Origin of the sequence: Acinetobacter puyangensis (assembly GCF_900096995.1) — a bacterium.
Classification (GTDB): Bacteria; Pseudomonadota; Gammaproteobacteria; order Pseudomonadales; family Moraxellaceae; genus Acinetobacter; species Acinetobacter puyangensis.
In genome coordinates, this window is sequence record NZ_OANT01000003.1 from 136,794 (window position 1) to 154,799 (window position 18,006).

General features: G+C 38.6%; 15 protein-coding genes and 2 pseudogenes. 11 read left to right on the top strand and 6 right to left on the bottom strand.

The window, feature by feature from the left end:
• Window positions 1-96 precede the first annotated feature (96 nt).
• The gene (ppa, locus tag CRO21_RS07160) at window positions 97-624 is read left to right on the top strand and encodes an inorganic diphosphatase (RefSeq protein WP_087621060.1); all 528 of its coding nucleotides are present in this window, start codon (window positions 97-99) and stop codon (window positions 622-624) included.
• An 81-nt stretch (window positions 625-705) separates the two neighbouring features.
• On the opposite strand, the gene CRO21_RS07165 is transcribed toward ppa, so the two are convergent.
• On the bottom strand, window positions 706-2,004 hold the full coding sequence (locus tag CRO21_RS07165; protein ID WP_097078647.1) for an OprD family outer membrane porin: 1,299 nt from the start codon (window positions 2,002-2,004) through the stop codon (window positions 706-708).
• Between the two features lie 405 nt (window positions 2,005-2,409).
• Between CRO21_RS07165 and CRO21_RS07170 the strand changes: the two genes are divergently transcribed.
• Entirely contained in the window at window positions 2,410-3,156 is a 747-nt protein-coding gene (locus CRO21_RS07170) for a TorF family putative porin (RefSeq protein ID WP_097078648.1), read from the top strand.
• Between the two features lie 112 nt (window positions 3,157-3,268).
• Here CRO21_RS07170 and CRO21_RS07175 read toward each other — a convergent pair whose 3' ends face one another.
• A complete protein-coding gene (locus tag CRO21_RS07175; protein WP_097078649.1) occupies window positions 3,269-4,753 on the bottom strand; it encodes a YifB family Mg chelatase-like AAA ATPase in 1,485 nt (494 codons plus the stop codon).
• A gap of 61 nt (window positions 4,754-4,814) precedes the next feature.
• The gene (locus CRO21_RS07180) at window positions 4,815-5,039 is read right to left on the bottom strand and encodes an accessory factor UbiK family protein (RefSeq protein ID WP_097078879.1); all 225 of its coding nucleotides are present in this window, start codon (window positions 5,037-5,039) and stop codon (window positions 4,815-4,817) included.
• Between the two features lie 233 nt (window positions 5,040-5,272).
• Here CRO21_RS07180 and glnK point away from each other — a divergent pair, with 233 nt between their 5' ends.
• The 6 genes from glnK to CRO21_RS07210 all read left to right on the top strand — a co-directional run bounded on the left by glnK (window position 5,273) and on the right by CRO21_RS07210 (window position 11,093).
• Entirely contained in the window at window positions 5,273-5,611 is a 339-nt protein-coding gene (gene glnK, locus CRO21_RS07185) for a P-II family nitrogen regulator (protein ID WP_087621157.1), read from the top strand.
• Window positions 5,612-5,673: 62 nt separating this feature from the next.
• The gene (amt, locus tag CRO21_RS07190) at window positions 5,674-7,365 is read left to right on the top strand and encodes an ammonium transporter (RefSeq protein ID WP_097078650.1); all 1,692 of its coding nucleotides are present in this window, start codon (window positions 5,674-5,676) and stop codon (window positions 7,363-7,365) included.
• A 155-nt stretch (window positions 7,366-7,520) separates the two neighbouring features.
• Complete coding sequence (nrdR, locus tag CRO21_RS07195) at window positions 7,521-8,003, top strand: transcriptional regulator NrdR (RefSeq protein WP_097078651.1); 483 nt, start codon at window positions 7,521-7,523, stop codon at window positions 8,001-8,003.
• Entirely contained in the window at window positions 8,003-9,073 is a 1,071-nt protein-coding gene (ribD, locus tag CRO21_RS07200; protein WP_097078652.1) for a bifunctional diaminohydroxyphosphoribosylaminopyrimidine deaminase/5-amino-6-(5-phosphoribosylamino)uracil reductase RibD, read from the top strand. Before nrdR ends, ribD begins: the two co-directional genes overlap by 1 nt.
• A gap of 2 nt (window positions 9,074-9,075) precedes the next feature.
• Window positions 9,076-10,371, top strand: coding sequence for a DNA adenine methylase (locus CRO21_RS07205; RefSeq protein WP_097078653.1), 1,296 nt, complete (start codon window positions 9,076-9,078; stop codon window positions 10,369-10,371).
• 62 nt (window positions 10,372-10,433) lie between these two features.
• Window positions 10,434-11,093, top strand: coding sequence for a riboflavin synthase (locus tag CRO21_RS07210; protein WP_097078654.1), 660 nt, complete (start codon window positions 10,434-10,436; stop codon window positions 11,091-11,093).
• Between the two features lie 445 nt (window positions 11,094-11,538).
• Here CRO21_RS07210 and CRO21_RS07215 read toward each other — a convergent pair whose 3' ends face one another.
• The 3 genes from CRO21_RS07215 to CRO21_RS07225 are packed head-to-tail and all read right to left on the bottom strand — an operon-like array spanning window position 11,539 to window position 15,283.
• Entirely contained in the window at window positions 11,539-13,728 is a 2,190-nt protein-coding gene (locus tag CRO21_RS07215) for a polysaccharide biosynthesis tyrosine autokinase (RefSeq protein ID WP_097078655.1), read from the bottom strand.
• 21 nt (window positions 13,729-13,749) lie between these two features.
• Window positions 13,750-14,178 (bottom strand): low molecular weight protein-tyrosine-phosphatase, encoded by a 429-nt coding sequence (locus tag CRO21_RS07220; protein ID WP_097078656.1) that lies wholly within the window; start codon window positions 14,176-14,178, stop codon window positions 13,750-13,752.
• Between the two features lies 1 nt (window position 14,179).
• Window positions 14,180-15,283, bottom strand: coding sequence for a polysaccharide biosynthesis/export family protein (locus CRO21_RS07225; RefSeq protein ID WP_097078657.1), 1,104 nt, complete (start codon window positions 15,281-15,283; stop codon window positions 14,180-14,182).
• Between the two features lie 658 nt (window positions 15,284-15,941).
• On the opposite strand from CRO21_RS07225, the pseudogene CRO21_RS07230 reads away from it, so the two are divergent.
• The 3 genes and pseudogenes from CRO21_RS07230 (at window position 15,942) to CRO21_RS07240 (ending at window position 17,717) form a co-directional block, all read left to right on the top strand.
• Window positions 15,942-16,266, top strand: a pseudogene (locus CRO21_RS07230) (IS630 transposase-related protein).
• 62 nt (window positions 16,267-16,328) lie between these two features.
• Window positions 16,329-16,778: pseudogene (locus CRO21_RS17895) on the top strand (IS630 family transposase).
• Window positions 16,779-17,060: 282 nt separating this feature from the next.
• On the top strand, window positions 17,061-17,717 hold the full coding sequence (locus CRO21_RS07240; protein WP_097078659.1) for an IS1595 family transposase: 657 nt from the start codon (window positions 17,061-17,063) through the stop codon (window positions 17,715-17,717).
• The last annotated feature ends 289 nt before the right edge of the window (window positions 17,718-18,006 follow it).

Genomic DNA, 18,006 nt, shown 5'->3' on the forward strand with positions numbered 1-18,006 from the left:
ACAAAATTTCAATACATAGTTCTGAGATAAGCACTGTTTCCTGTGACATTTCACGCTATAATCCACCCGTTAATTATTTTGTCTAAGAGTGTTGGTATGAGTTACAACAATATTCCTCCAGGTAAAGATGCACCCAATGATATTTATGTCATTATTGAAATTCCAGCAAATGCTGCACCGATCAAATATGAAATTGATAAAGACTCGGATGCGTTATTTGTAGACCGTTTTATGGGAACAGCTATGTTCTATCCGGCAAACTATGGCTATGTACCAAATACTTTGTCTGAAGATGGCGATCCATTAGATGTATTGGTCGTAACACCTTATCCTGTAACTGCTGGTTCTGTCATTCGTTGCCGTCCTGTCGGTAAATTAAAAATGGAAGATGACGGTGGTATCGATGCAAAACTGGTTGCAGTACCACACGAAAAATTATCACCGTTGTATAAAGATGTTCAGGAATATACTGACTTACCTGCATTATTGATTAGCCAAATCGAACATTTCTTTTCGCATTACAAAGATTTGGAACCAGGAAAATGGGTAAAAATCAGTGGTTGGGAAGGTGCTGATGTTGCCAAGGCTGAGGTATTGAAAGCCATTGAAGCGGCGAAAAAATAAAAGATTATTTTTTGCCCCTTGATATAAAAAACCTGCATCAGATATGCAGGTTTTTTATGAATTAATTCAAACTATTATCAATTAGAATAACTTGACCGGAAAGTCTACAAAGATACGCCATTCATTGGTATCTGGCATATATTGATCGGCATAGGCTTGATCATTACGATAAATCGAATTACGTACACGCAATTTTAAATCTTTGGCAAAACCACTTTGCACGGTATAGCTGAGCTGATTAAAGAATTCACTTTCTTTGGCAGTATCATCAGAGTCTTTAAGATTGATATCCCAACCATAGACATAAGCAGTGGTCCAATTTAGTGCAGGTAAATTAAATGCACCGAAATCGAGCGAATATTGCGCTTGAACCGATTTTTCATCATTACCGATAAAGTCTGATAAGTAAGAGTTCGGTAAATACACACTTTGGCCGCCATCAGCATTTTGACCATAGTCATAACCGACATTACCGGAGTTTTGTTGATAGGCCAGCATGAGGCTATGTGGACCGGTTTTATAAGTGCCTGATAATGCCCAGATATTATTCACAGTTTTTTCATTTGCTGGAATGGTTGCGGAATAAGTGGTGTTTGGCTCAAACTTGGTATGGTAGCCACTCAGGTCATAAGTCAACGTGCTGTCATCAGCCAGAACGTACTGATAATTTACATTGGCATAATGACGCTCAAGTTTATCTTTAAGATCTGTACCGTAATAAGATGCATTGAGTTGATCATTTATTTTATATTTGGCACCCCACACTACGGCACGATCCAGATGATTTTGATCGGAGGCAATCTGATCTGGTTGTTGATTTTTGGTAAATTTACCTGCGACCAGAGATAAATTATTAATTTCATTACTTGTTACTAAGGCACCTGTGAAATATTCAGGTACATTACGTGTTGTCATGCTGGCCAGTACCGGTAAATCTAAAACCTGTGTACCATATTTTATGGCTGTATTGGAAATACGTGCTTTTACAACACCGCCACCACGTGTCCATTGGTCATATGGATCTACATAACCATTCGTATCTTTTTGCCCATTATTATAATGTGGGATCATGCTGTTGCCAGAGTGTTGATTGTCACCAATTTTAAAAGAAAAATCGCCAATCACATCTACACCAAGACCAATTGTCCCTTGAGTAAAACCTGATTCCAGATTAACCATGGTTGATTGTAACCATGAATTATTGTCAACACCCGGAGCAACATTTTTTTTGTCACGCTGGATAAAGCCATTACGGAATAGGACCGTACCCGAGGCATCTTCTACAAATCCTTTTGACTCGCTTTGCTCACTGGCGAAAGTGGTTGAGATAAGTACAGTATATACACCTAAAATTAATGCAATATTATGTTTTTTAAACATTTATTAACCCTAAAGCAGATTTGAGAGAGGTTGAGAGGCAAATGACCAGTCAAATAGATGCGGTACTCTATAGTAAAAGTATACGTTCTATCAAATTCATTTAAATAATAAGTCGTTGGATTTGGTTAATAATAAGGCAGTCAATAGTGAGATCATCGAGTATTACCATAAACTAAGCGGGAGAAATGACCCAATTTTTTGCAATTTATAACTTCATTTTAGTTTCAGTAGAGATAAAAGGTTGATGTAATATTTATATTATGTTTGTAATTTATATTATTATAATCTTTTAATATCAATAATTTATACATTTAATATTAAAATTGGCATAGGAATTGCTAATTACACTTCGAGGTCAGAATTATCTGAATAAATTAAAGCGTTACGACGTTGGGGAGAACAAACATGACTTTCAAATTAGCAGCAATTGCAGGTGCTTTGGCAGCAGGGGTATCGAGCGTGGCTATGGCCGATACAGCTTTACCATTTCCTGGTGAAGTCACTGGTAATATTGGTGTATATTCTGATTATGTATTACGAGGGAATACTAATTATTTAGAAAATGATGGCGCAACCATTCAGGGCGGTATTGATTATGCGCATCCATCTGGTTTTTATTTAGGCTATTGGGGTTCCACACTCGATTATTCTCTCACTGATGATGGTGCAAGAGATGCATTTGAAAACGATTTTAATATTGGCTATAACGGTAGTATTACCGAAGATTTAGGTTTTACAGTTGGCGGTACTTATTATTATTACTATGAGTCTGATGTTGATGCAGATGTATTTGAAGTATTATTAGGCTTAAACTACAAAGACTTTAGCTTAACCACGCAAACCATTACCGATGATGTGGTTTGGGGTAATGCCGGAGATACATATATTCTGGGTAGTTATTCTTATGCCTTGCCTAAAGATTTTACTTTAAATGCCGCAGTAGGCTTGTACTACTATAAAGACAGTGGGGATTACGAAGCTGATTTGAATACCACCGAAACATTTAATTTCCGTCATGCAACGCTGGGGTTGAGTCATCCATTGGGTACAACTGGCGCAGACTGGAGTCTGGATTATGTCATTGGCGGTAAAACACGTTCTGATGAAGATCTGAAAAATAAAGTGGTATTAGGTTTAAGTTACGCATTCTAAACCCATATTATGAAATGAAAAAAAGCAGGACCTAATGTTCTGCTTTTTTTATCAAAATAGTGTGTCTTATTAATAATTTTGCATCATTACTTAAATTGGCATCAATATTAACTTAATTTGTGGGTCGATACGAAAGAGCTTCGGTAATATGCATACTGGAAATGGTTTCACTGCCGGTTAAATCGGCAATGGTTCTGGCGACACGTAAAATCCGATGATAGGCGCGTGCAGAGAGCTGTAATTTTTGTTGAGCGACTGTCAGAATATTTTGGCTGATTTGATCAAGATTGATGACTTTATCCAACTGTTGTGGCGAAAGTTCATGATTTAAATGACCTTGCCGTTGCATTTGTTTAGTGTGTGCCTGCAAGACACGTGCTCTGACGATTGCAGACTTTTCTCCAGCTTGTTGTTGCTGTAAATCCTGTGCAGACAATGGTGGTACTTCGATATGTAGATCAATTCGATCTAACAATGGTCCGGAAATACGATTTTTATAGCGTTTGATGGCATCGGCGGAACATTGGCAGCGTTGATCATGATGAAAAGCATAGCCACAAGGGCATGGATTCATGGCTGCAATCAGTTGAAAATTGGCCGGAAAACAGACTTGCCTGGAGGCTCGTGAGATCACCACTTCTTTTGATTCTAGCGGTTGGCGTAAAACTTCAAGCACTTTACGATCAAATTCTGGTAACTCATCCAGAAAAAGCACACCTAAATGGGCCAAAGTGATTTCCCCTGGTTTGGGATGTGAGCCACCACCCACCAAGGCAACTGCCGAAGCAGTATGGTGTGGTGATCGAAAAGGTCGTACACCAAAAGGATGTTGCATATTGGCAATCGAATAGATGCTGGCAACGGCTAAACGCTCCTCATCAGATAATGGCGGTAAGATACTGGGTAATCTGGACGCCAACAATGTTTTGCCAGTGCCTGGCGGTCCGGTAAACAATAAAGAGTGTCCACCCGCTGCGGCAATTTCCAATGCGCGTCTGGCTTTTAATTGGCCTTTGACATCAGCAAGGTCGGGAAGGTTGAGTAATTCCTGCACTGGAACTTGATATTGATGTGGTTCGATTTGAATATTCTGTGATAAAAATTGACAGACTTGTTTTAAATTTGCTGTTGGAATGACCTTAAGCGGTTGAATGCAGGACGCATCATTGGCATTGTCTACGGGTACAAGTAAGGTATGTCCAGCGATTTTACACGCATGTGCGATACTTAAAATCCCTGATACCATCCGTAATTGCCCATCAAGAGCAAGCTCACCGACGAACTCAAAAGTATCTATATTTTTTTCATCAAGTTGACCTGACGCGACTAAAATGCCCAAAGCAATTGCCAGATCTAGCCGTGAACCATCTTTGGGTAAATCGGCTGGGGCCAGATTAATGGTAAGGCGTTTATTTGGAAACTGAAAGCCACTGTTAATGATGGCAGATCTGACCCGATCCTTACTTTCCCTCACCGCTGCTTCAGGCAGACCGACAATAGTTAAGGCAGGTAATCCCTGACTTACGTGGACTTCAACTTCAATTAATGGCGCATTTAATCCCAAAACACTGCGCGAATATATTTTTGCAAAACTCATATTGATCCATATTGGTGCATTTTTAATTATTAAAGTTTATTTTGATCAAAAAGAAGGCGATTTATCCGTGTTTTATACGATCTTCAAGTTGATCTAGTTGCTGTTGTAGTGCATGTAAATGTAAATTGGCTTGTTCCAGTGCAGTTTTTTGCCGATCCAGCTCTTGTTGAGAGACAAGATCCATTTTAGATACCATTTCATTGAGCACAGCACGAATATTTTTTTCCAGATCGGCTTTGGGCGTGGCAATTTGTTCTCGTAATGCATCTACAAAAGTATCAAGCATTGCTGTCATGATCTCTATCCTGTATTTGTAAGCTTTATCTTCTTTCAAGATACAACAATTCTTTATCAGATGGTAGTTAAGTGATGGATAAAAAATACAATACTGTTAAACTGTAGAAGATATTTACCACAATGGAATGTGCTGGGTTTGGAAAATATCCCCAACCTTTTCTAAAGCTTGGCACGAAAATTGAACAGAAAACTATTGGTATGAGAAACCTAAAGGAAAATAACATGAAGCTCGTAACAGCAATCGTAAAACCTTTTAAATTAGATGATGTTCGTGAGGCACTTTCTGAGATCGGTGTGCAAGGTATTACCGTCACTGAAGTCAAAGGCTTTGGACGTCAAAAAGGCCATACTGAATTGTATCGTGGTGCAGAATACGTCGTAGATTTTTTACCGAAGGTGAAAATTGAAATTGCCATTAAAGATGACATGGTCGATGGTGTAATCGAAGCGATCACAAGTGTGGCGAGTACTGGTAAAATCGGTGATGGTAAAATCTTTGTGTCCAATCTGGAACAAGTGATTCGTATTCGTACCGGTGAAACTGGCTCTGATGCTGTTTAAAACATGGCATGACTTTTGCTGATTGAAAATCAGCAACTTATTCAAAGAGGTTGGGGATACGAATGAAAAAAATGCTATTAGCACTCAGTTTAACTGGTGCGCTGTTTACATCAGTTGGAAGTTGGGCAGAAGAATCCGCTACGGTGCAATCTCCTGTTGCAACATCAACAGTGGCAAGTTTTCAACCGGCAAGTGTTGAATTTGACTTAGGTGAAACGGCTGTTTCGGCTACAGATATTCAATCCGTTGTGGATTATGCCAAGGCAAATCCAGACGCAAAATTCAAACTCAGTGGCTATGTCGATAGTACAGGTGATGCTGAGACCAATAAAAAAATTGCTAAAGATCGTGCAGAAAATGTAAAAGCTGCATTGGTTGCTGCGGGTGTCGCAGATGCAAATATTGAACTACAAAAACCAGATGATATTGTTGCTGGTGATGAAACCAGTTCCAGAAAAGTAGAAATAGCCTTAGCTGATGCGGCTACTCCGATTGCCGAGGTCGTAGATGAAACAGTGACTGTCGAAGCAGCACCTGCTGAAGAAGCAGAGACTGCACCACTGGATAAAGCAGATACGATGCTGATCTTTGTATCCACAGCATTAGTACTGTTTATGACTTTACCTGGTTTGGCACTGTTCTATGCTGGTATGGTGCGTAGAAAAAATGTACTTTCTACCATGATGTATAGCTTTGGCTCTGCTGCGGTCGTGAGCGTAGTCTGGGTGATTATCGGCTATTCAATCGCCTACGGTGAGGGAAATGCCTTCATGGGAGATTTCAGTAAAATCATGCTGGCGGGCATCTCTTCCGATACGGTTGATGGTATTCCTGAAATTATCGATGTGATCTTCCAAATGACCTTTGCGATTATTACAGTCGCGATCATCAGTGGTTCTGTTGCAGAACGTATGAAGTTTTCTGCTTTCCTGATCTTTTCTGCACTGTGGGTTGTGCTTGTATATGCGCCAATCTGTCACTGGGTTTGGGGTGGCGGCTGGTTAGGCAACGATGGCGCACTTGATTTCGCTGGTGGTACCGTTGTTCATATTAACTCTGGTGTTGCCGGTTTAGTTGCTGCTTATATGATCGGTAAACGTATGGGGCTTGGCAAAGAGTCTATGGCACCGCATAACCTGACTTTAACATTGGTTGGTGCAAGTATTCTTTGGGTAGGCTGGTTCGGGTTCAACGGTGGTAGTGCATACGCTGCCGATGGTACTGCGGGTATGGCATTGGTTGTTACTCAGGTTGCAGCAGCAGCAGCGGCATTATCATGGTTGGCCGCAGAACGTATTGTACGTGGTAAAGGTTCTGCACTAGGCGCTGCTTCAGGTGCAATTGCGGGTTTGGTTGTGATCACACCTGCGGCTGGATTTGTGACGGTGGGCGGTGCTTTGGTCATGGGTCTGATTGGCGGTGTAGTATGTTTCTGGGCTGTGACTGGACTTAAACGTCTTCTTAAAGCTGATGATGCATTGGATGCATTTGGTTTGCATGGTATCGGTGGTATCGTTGGTGCGTTATTAACTGCTGTGTTTGCCAGTGAATTTATTATGGGGGCAGATGCGCCTGCTTCAGTTTTGACACAATTATGGATTCAAACCAAAGGTGTGATTGCTACAATTGTCTATAGTGGTGTATTAACTTTCATTATCCTGAAAGTAATTGATCTGCTGATCGGTATCCGTGCCGAAGTTGATGATGAACGCATGGGTCTGGATCTTAGCCAACATGGCGAACGCGTTGAATAACATTCTGCAATAAATAGTTCGCGATAATTGCAATAAAAGCAGCCATAGGGCTGCTTTTATTTTGTCTGAATTGCTGGGAAGACTGAATACAAGTTCTATCATTTTCGGTTTTTTGCTACACTAGGCTATCTGTCAAATAGATGTTTTCTTAAACCATGCATTGTCCTTTTTGTGATACACCTGATAGTAAAGTCATCGACTCTCGCCTTGCTGCACAAGGTGCGCAAATTCGTCGCCGTCGAGAGTGTATGAAGTGTGGTGAACGCTTTACAACTTTTGAGAGTTATGAGGTGGTCATGCCACGGGTGATTAAATCAAATGGCAAAAATGAGCCGTTTGATGAACAAAAATTACGTCGTTCGTTGATGCATGCCTTACAGAAACGTCCTGTCACGCAAGAGCAAATAGAAGAAACCTTATCAAATATCCAGCAAAGAATCCGTCGTTTGGGTGAACGAGATGTAAAATCCTTGACGATTGGAGAAATTGTGATGCAATCACTTTATGTTTTGGATCATGTTGCGTATGTGCGTTTTGCTTCGGTATATCATGATTTCCAGAATGTGGATGCTTTTCGTAAACAGATTGAGCAGATGCAGCAACGTGAATCTAACCATTTACTTGAGCAAACAAAATAATGTCTGAACATGAAAAATGGATGGCTGAGGCACTGGCACAAGCCAAAACGGCAATTTATCGGGCGCGTCCTAATCCTGCTGTAGGTTGTGTTATCGTTAAAAATGACAGGATAATTGGACGTGGTGCTACAGCGCCTGTTGGAGGTTCACATGCGGAAGTTTTTGCCCTAGCAGAAGCAGGCGAACAGGCCGAAGGTGCAACGGCTTATGTGACATTAGAACCTTGTGCGCATTATGGTCGCACACCACCGTGTGCGGAAGCCTTGGTTAAGGCCAAAGTCGCCAAAGTTGTAATCGCAACGCTGGATCCGAATCCATTGGTTGCAGGGAAAGGCCAGGCGATTTTGCAACAGGCAGGTATTGAAACAGTTGTCGGTGTACTTGAGTCACAGGCGATTGAATTAAATCGTGGTTTTCTTAAAGTGATGGCTGGTGGATTGCCCTATGTACGTTTAAAAATTGCTGCCAGTCTCGATGGCCGTACTGCAATGGCATCGGGTGAATCAAAATGGATTACCGGGGAAGCAGCCCGTCAGGATGTACAGCATTTTCGTGCGATGAGCGGGGCAGTCATCACTGGAATAGAAACAATTCTTACCGATGATGCCGAGCTTAATGTAAGACATTTAGCAAATATTGATTTAAATCAGATTGTTCAACCTTATCGTATTATTTTGGATCGCCAAGGCCGTCTGTCTCTAGATGCCAAAGTTTTACAAAATCCTGAAACGGTGATGGTGATGACGCCATATCGTGAAGATTTAGTTAAGCTGGGTGTGCTACAATTGCCAGTCCAGTCATTAACTGATTTACTGACGCTGCTTAAATCACAGTATCAGATTTATGATGTGTTGGTCGAAGCAGGTGCAACTCTAGTGAGTAGTTTTTTGACGGAAAAATTGGTGGATGAGGTAATTCAATACATTGCACCGATGTATTTGGGTCAAACTGCTCGTCCACTCAATCAATTGATGTTTAGCACGATGCAACAGCGTTTAAATTTAAATTTATTTGAAATTACTCAAATTCATCCCGATGTCCGTTTAAGACTAAAACCTATTTACGAGTAATCATGACTGCCGAAGCCTCCGTATATCATAAGCGTCGTCATGCTGCACGTACTACAGATGAGTATTTATTTCATCAACTTGTTCCCTATCTAGGCAACAAACGTCGTCTATTGCACCTGATTTTTGAAGCTTTGGAACAAACCGGCACCTTGGAGCGCAAAAAAGGCAAAGCTGCACCTATATTCGTTGATTTTTTTGCGGGGAGTGGGGTGGTATCACGGCTTGCCCGGCAGAATGGTTATCGGGTGATTGCCAATGACTGGGAACCTTATAGTCATGCTCTAAATCATGCATTATTGGCATGTGTTGAAGCGCCTGAATTTAAACAGTTGGGTGGCTATCAAGCAGCAATTGATTATTTGAATCGTTTACCTGAGGTTAAAGGCTGGGTCACGCATAACCTGTGTCCTCGTAATGATGATATTTATGATCCAAGTCGTGATCGATTGTTTTTTAAACGTCGTAATGGCATGCGTATTGATGCCATTCGTCAGCAAATTGCTACATGGCAAACACAGGGTGCAATTGATTCGGTTGAGATGAGTGCATTGCTTGCACCCCTATTATATTCGGCTAGTTTTGTCAGTAATACCAGTGGGGTATTTAAAAGTTTTCATCAAGGCTGGGGTGGGAAAACCAAAACAGCTTTGGAGCGCATCGACTCCTTACTTTGGCTTACGCCGAGTAAATTTTGTGAAATAGGTGATCCTGCAAGATTGCAGGCAGAAATGTGGTGTGTAGATGCCCAGCATCTTGCCAATCAAATGACAGATTTTGAAGTGGATGTAGCATATCTTGATCCACCGTATAATCAGCATGCCTATAGCAGTAACTATCATGTCTTAAATTCATTGACTTTGTGGGATCAGGTGGATTTACCTTCGCCTGATACCAAGGGTTTCAAAAGCGGTATTGATCGTGCGTGGCGTAAACAACGTCCGAGTGCCTATAACTCATCCAAACATGCCAAAGAAGCTTATCAAAAATTATTGGCAACGGTAAATGCACGCTATATTCTCACCAGCTATAGTACAGATGGTAATATTTCGCCTACGGATTTACTGGAAGCTAATCTGGCACGTGGCAAGGTGATGTTATTAACGCAGGATGTACCACGTTACCGAGTTAGTAAACAACGCCAGTCCGAACGTGCCAGAGTACTCGAATTTATTGTGATTACTGATACACACGCAAAGTCGGGACCGCCATTACGACAATTACTGGGACAGTTGTATCATTTTGCAGAATTAGGTGGCGTGGATACCAGTGGACCCAATACCCAATTGGCATTGTGGTAATGTGAAAAATTGCAAACAACTAAATATATACATCATTTCGTGATTAAAATGGGAAGTCATTCATGTTTACCGGAATTATTGAAAGTTTAGCCAAGGTTCAGAGTATTCAGAACGTTGGGGGTGATGTACGCCTACGGATCCAAACGACTATGGATATGTCCGATGTAAATTTAGGTGATTCTATTGCGACCAATGGCATTTGTTTGACCGTCATTGACTTTGGTTCGGATTGGTATGTAGCAGATGTTTCCAGAGAAAGTTTAAATCGCACGACCTTGACCGACTGGAAAAGCGGACAAACGGTGAATGTGGAAAAAGCCATGCTGCCAACTACCCGTTTTGGTGGGCATATTGTTAGTGGCCATGTGGATGGTATAGGGGAAATTAGCGTATTACGGCAGGATGCACGTTCACTTTATTTTGAAATTACTACACCTACAGAACTGGCAAAATATCTGGCAGAAAAAGGTTCAATTACAGTTGACGGTATTAGTCTGACGATTAACCATTTACGTGGCAATATACTAAGTCTAAATCTGATTCCACATACTGCCGAAAGAACCAATATTCATACATGGAAACTGGGCAGCAAGGTTAATCTCGAAGTTGACATCCTCGCCCGCTATCTTGAAAGATTACTACTAGGGGATAAAGCTGCCAAACAAGAAAGTGGCTCAAATCTCAGTATGGCATTTTTGGCGCAGAATGGCTTTTTAAAATAGCAATTTAGCAAACAAATAAACTGGTTCAAACAACTCGTTAAGACAAAAGGCTAATTTCATCATATAAGATGATCGCTTAAGGTGTTTATTTCCTTGTCTTAAAAGGTACGATTGCAAAATGAGACGTATCTTATATATTGCTATTTTTAGCCTCATATTTTTATTGATTGGACTGTTTTTGCAGTTTTATCTGATAGAAGCACTACCTATTGCCTTGCTGGGTGGATGTTTAGGGTGGGCTGTAGCTGAATTTAGACGAGAAACCAATAAAGCTTAATGAAATGCTTAAAATAACAGGTGTTTATCTCTGTCTGTTATTCTGCTCTTATTAAACACTCTTGATTTGATGATCATTTGATCCAAAGATTCTGAGAAATAATGAAGCCATCATTGCTAAAGATTTAAATAGCAATGATGGCTTAAGCTAATCTATGAATAGATAAGTTTAATCATCCTTATGTGACTTGTATGCATAGGCATAATTGTAATTATAACCATAGCCGGAACTACGTTGCACATCGTTAAAGATTACACCAGTAACTTTGGCTCCGGCATGTTCAAAACGATTCACTGTTAATTCAAGTTCTTTAATATTAGTTTGGCCAAAACGTGCCAGTAGCAGATTAATGCCGACATATTGTGAAATGATAATAGAATCGGTTACTGCCAGTACTGGCGGTGTGTCGATAATAATATGATCATATTGCGTAGATAATTCCTCCAAAAGACTCTTGAACTTTTCGGAGCTAAGAAGTTCGGCTGGATTTTTAGGGCTTTTACCACGACTGATAAAAAACAGGTTTTCTACAGTAGACTGGTGAGTAATATCTTCTAAAGTATTATCACCGATTAAATATTCGACTACACCGGGATAGGCATCGATATTAAAGTATTTATGAATATAACCACGACGTAAATCCGCATCAATTAATAAAGTGCGTTTACCGTTTTGTGCAAAAATAGTGGCGAGGTTGGTGGCAATAAAAGATTTACCCAGCTCTGGTGCTGGCCCACTAATCATGATGATATTGTTTTTTGCATTTTCTAGTGCAAAATGAATTGCGGTACGAATACTACGCAGGCTTTCAATGGCAATATCATCACCGTGTTTAACCGCCAAAATAGGTAGGGTCTTTTTCTTTCTTAAAACAGAAAGTCGACTTTCTTGTAACGGTGAACGCGGTACCGTGGCATAAACAGGCAAGTTCAGATCTTTTTCAATTTGTGTTGCATCTTTAATTCCAGATCTGAATAAGTTACGTAGGAAAGCAATAAGTACCCCGATAAAACCACCGACAAAAATTGAAAGTATTAAGATAATTAATTTTTTAGGTTTAATTGGGTTAACCGGTTCGACTGCGGTATCAATAATGCGTACACTGCCAATCTCACCAGCTTTGGAAATCTGTAGTTGTTGATAACTTCTAAGCAATTCTGTATAGAGTTCTGTTTGAACCTCAACATCTCGATATAATTGCATATAGCGACGCTGTAATTCGGGCAATCGATTAATTGATTGTTGTAATTCTGCAATTTTGTCATTGACTGTTTTTAACTGGGAGTTAATTTCGGCCATTAATGGATGATCGGATGTGTATCTGGCAGCCATTTCAGCTTGTTTTTGTTGCAATTCGAGTTTTACTGTTTCGAGTGCAATATTTTGTTTTAAAAATAGTTCGGATTCGGCAGTCACATCGACTGTTTGATTTTTTTGTCGGAAGTCATTAAAGACTATTTCAGCTTGCGTTAATTGTTGCTTTAATTCAGGCAATTTTTTATTTAAAAATTCCAGGGTTTGCTCTGATTCTAGCGACTTACGTTCAATATTTTGTCGATGATAAACTGTTAAAATATTGTTTAGTACCTGCGTGATATGGGTCTTATCTTCACCTTGATAATCTAGTCCAATCACTCCAGTTGTTTTTCCTCTTTCAGCAGCCGAATAAGAATTTTTTATTGAATTTACTGCTGTAGGTAGAGCCTGTTTTACGATGTTAAAATCATGTTGAGGAATTCGTTTTGACTGAATCTGAACAGTCCATAAACCGGCAGAGGAGTTAAGAGTATTTTTTTGATTTAAACGACCTTTAAGTAAAATCTCTTTATCTTGATTACTCAGGGTAAATTGATTATTTCCTATAAATTTTAGGGTTAAAGTTTTATCCAGATAATATGCAGGTACTTCTAAAGTGTTGATGGTGAAAGAAGATAGTTTGTTTTGATAGGCTACGCCATCAGAAGTATATTTTAATATATTTTCTTCATGTGTAATCAAGCGAGATAACAAGGTGTCCTGATTATCCTTAATATGTATATCCAGATTAAGATCTTTAACCACCCTTCCTAAAATCATGCGTGAGTTTAAAATTTCAATTTCGGCTTGTGTTAGAGATTTTCCGCCAATACTACCATCACCAAGTTGACCAAGTAGTGCTGCAGATGCTGCGCTTTTACCCTCTTCTACTTGAACTAGTGCGTCAACAGAATATATATCAGATGCAACACGTAAATAAAGTAATGCGCAAATTAAACTTAAAATAATGCATAGCGTAATGATTTTCCATTGTGCGATTAAAGAAAAAAATAATTCTCTTATATCAATTGTATCATCTGCTACTTGTGAGTTTTGAGTCATGGCGAATACAACTATTTTAAATTAAATATGTGATGCCCAGTCTTGGACATAAGATTGAATATTAAGGCAAGTTTGATCAAAAAAAGCCTGATCATGCTGGTATGGATCCTGTACATTGCGATTTTGCCAGTGCCCCAGTCGAAAGGTTTTCCCTTTGGCAAAAGGCCAAGTCTGTTCCAGATGTACTTGTTGGTTATTACTCATGACCAAAATTAAATTGGCTTTTTTAATTAAATCTGCATTGAGCTTTCTGGCAACATGTGGACGCATATCAATATTTAAACGATCCATACAATGAATGGCTTTGTCATCAGCCGGATGTCCAGTCAAACCGGAGATTCCTGCCGAGCTGATGAATAAATGCGGGAACTGTTGTTTAAAAAAATATTCTGCCATGGGACTCCTACATATATTTCCCACACACACTATCAGTATATTCTCAATCTTCATATTAATTCCCTAATCGATCAAATGAATAGATGGCATTAGAGAATGGAACAATCTGATTCACAATACGCTGCCAACGGGTCAATCCTGTCGCATCAATATAAACAATATCATTTTTTTGCATTTGGAACTGATTGGCTAGTGCCAGATTACCAAGACTACTTAGGTTTAACTGATAAATCGTTGATGTTCGGGCTTGTAAATTCGATCGCATAATATAGATACGGGAGGCACTGGCAGAATAAGGGCTAATACCAGCACTTTCACCGAGTACGTCACTTAAGGTCATACCTTGATCACGTAATGATAATGCCTGACTCTTATTAGACTCCCCCATGACATAGAGTTTTTGGTCCTGTTTAGTGTTGACATAAATCGTATCGTTTGGCTGGATCAATAATTTATGCAAGGAATAGCCATTTTTTTCAAGATTAATCGCATTTAAGTCGTAAGTTATCCCATTACGAATGAGCTGAATGGATGTATTGTCTCCGGTTTGGGAGTTCACACCGCCTGCCATACTCAGTGCGGTATAAACACTAATCGGTTGGTCATTTAAAGTGTATTGCCCACTTTTCATGACTTGGCCGTTGACATAATAACGGTTACCTTCATAGGACAACACTCGAGTGATAACGTCTGGTGTTTTTAAATATTTGGCAAATTGTCTTTTTAATAATTGATTAAGTTCCGGTACGGTTTTACCTGTTGCTTTAACCTGTCCTAATAAGGGTAGTGAAATATACCCATTACTATCAATCGAAAAACCAATACTTTGGGCATTAGTTGCATTAGTCGTAATAGGTGGAATTAATTCAGGATATGCCCATAGTTGAATGGATAGAATATCACCCGGACTTAGGCGATATAGATAATGTTGATTACGAAACAAGTGAGAAAAATTGGTGTTAGATATGCTTGAAGTCGCAGTGATTGAAGGAATATTATCCTGATTGAGTTGCACAACATTAATGTCTGCACCTTGCTCAGTGCGAATCTCACCCTGTTCCGGCAAATCATATGTTTGTAGACCGGGTGCAATTACACAACCGGATAAAGTTACAATGCAGGATGCGAATAGTAATAAAGCTGATTTTTTTTTAAGCACATTGAAACCCTATGATTCTAATTAAAGTTGTTAGATAATCAGAATTATAAATGTCTTTGTCACACAAATCTAGTTTTACGCAATTTTAATAGTAATTAAATTATCTTTTATTAAATTAATTTTTTGAAAAATTTATCATTTTTTCTCTTTAAGTTAAATTTTTTGATCGAATAGTCGAGGGTAGTTCCAGAAAAATTCGAATTTTGTAAGATATATACTTTGATTTTAGTAAAATAATTATATGAATTAAAAATTTATGTAATTTTTTTGTAAGCCAATTATTATGTATTGTAGTGTTATTTGGTTTTTAGTAAGTTTGATTTAATTTGAGAATAATACATTTAAAATAGAAATAGTAAGGTCAACTTACATTTGAACAATACGCATCTTAGACTTAGAACGAGAAAATAAATAGCTAAGGGAAGCGAATGATATTTTAAAAAAAGCACATGAATACTTTCTCACAGGACCGCCCTGAGAAGAATACAAAGTAATCAAAGATTTTGCTATGAATAATATAGTCAGATCATGAAAAAATACATACAGGAAAAATTCATAAGTAATTTAATTTAAAGGTGTTTTTTGAAACTAGTTTATGGGGTTAATAGTGATTTGACTATATATAGTCAAACTGTTATAAATAACATACAATAACCAAATGAGTTACTCAGAACATTTTAGAAAGAAAGTATTGGCTAAGCTTGAGGAAGGATATTCCATTCGAGCCGTCGCGATAATTCGAAATTGACAAAAACACGATTGTTAAATGGAAAAAACGTATAGAGATCAAAAGAACTCGCCCAGGTAAACCATCCAAAATTGATGATGATGCTCTACGAGCAGATGTGGAAAAATATCCGGATGATTATCAATATGAACGTGCAGCACGTTTTGATTGTGGTGTATCATCTATAGGTGATGCCTTAAGGCGTTTAAGGATTACAGTTAAAAAAAGAACTTACACCATACGCAAGCAAAGCTAGAAATCAGACAACAATACCTGAAAAAGCTAGACCGATTAAAGGTCAAACATCCTATTGTTTATATTGATGAAAGTGGCTTCAGATCGCATGAACACAGACCTTACGGTTACTCCAAGCAAGGGACGCCTTGTTTTGGGACATATAATTGGCAATTAAAGAACCAAACCAATGCTATAGGTGCAATTTACCAAGGTCAGTTATTTGCAGTAGGTTTATTTGATTGTAAGATAAATTCTGATGTATTTCATTTTTGGGTAAAACAGTTTCTTATTCCAGAATTACTAAACAACAGCGTGGTTGTTATGGATAATGCCACATTTCATAAGAGAGCAGATATATAAGAACTGTTAATCAAACATGGGCATCAAATTTTATGGTTACCCGCTTATAGTCCTGATCTTAATCCTATAGAAAAAATGTGGGCATGGGTGAAGAAGAAAAGGAAAGAATGGTTAGTCGATTCGATTGATGTATTATTCCAATTGTTTTTTCATGTTTGTATGAGGTTTTAGACGGATCTACTATATTGGTAACTTGTACCTACCAATATTTAGGCAGAATTTCATCTGGCTGCTATACGGGTGAAACCGTTTGGTATGATATAGTAAAGCAGGATTATGCCAAGTTAGGTGAAACCTCACTGGTTTATGATATGTATAAATTAAGTTACAGTATGAGTAAGTGATATGCAGGCAGGAGAATACTTAAAATTTTTGCTTGCACAATAAAATTGCACATAAGTATACGATAAATTTAGGGGCTGTAGTAGATTAGAACAGTGACAATTTACTTTTATGAAGATAACTAGATGTAAATTAAATAAAAAAACTCAAAGGAAGTTGGTTGAGTTTTTTATAGCAGAAGTAACCGCTAGAACAGCAGCAGATTTACTTGGTATTCAACCTAATTCTGCTGCTTTGTTTTATAGAAAAATACGTCAAGTCATTATGTATCATCTTGACCAAGATGCCATAGATGTCTTTGAGGGGCAAATTGAGTTAGATGAAAGTTATTTTGGTGGTGTTCGTAAGGGTAAACGTGGGCGTGGCGCTGCTGGAAAAGTAGCCGTATTCGGTATGCTTAAACGTGGTGGAAAAGTTTATGTCAAGATTTTTCCAGATACTAAGACAGCAACCTTAATGCCGTTAATTACTAGAAAAATTGCTCCAGATAGCATTGTTTATACAGATAGCTATCGTAGTAGCTATAACGCTATTGATGTAAGTGATTTTAGCCATCATAGAATTAATCATTCAGAAAAATTTGTTGAAGATAAAAACCATATCAATGGTGTAGAAAATTTCTGGAATCAAGCAAAAAGAGTACTCAGAAAATATAATGGTATTGACCGAAATGCCTTTATATTGTTTATTAAGGAATGTGAATTTCGATTTAACTATGGTAGTCCAAAACAGCAGCTAAAAACACTACTCATTTGGACAGGTATTTAGGCTTATCTACTACAGCCCCTAAATTTATATCGTCGCTTGCCCACAGCACTGAATCTTTTAGACTGGCAATTTAAAGTGACTGACTCTGATCAAGTCAGCAGAATTGATATTATCTATATGCGAACCGAACCAAAGGAGGTCATTTATATTATGTGTCACGCAGAGGCAGTCGGGGCAATGCTGTAACTAAAAGTTTTTTCAAATCTTGGAAGAGTCTATTGTGTATGATAGTGTAATTTCTACCTGAAAAAAAGCGAAGGCAAACTTGTTTGAGTATATTGAAGTTTCC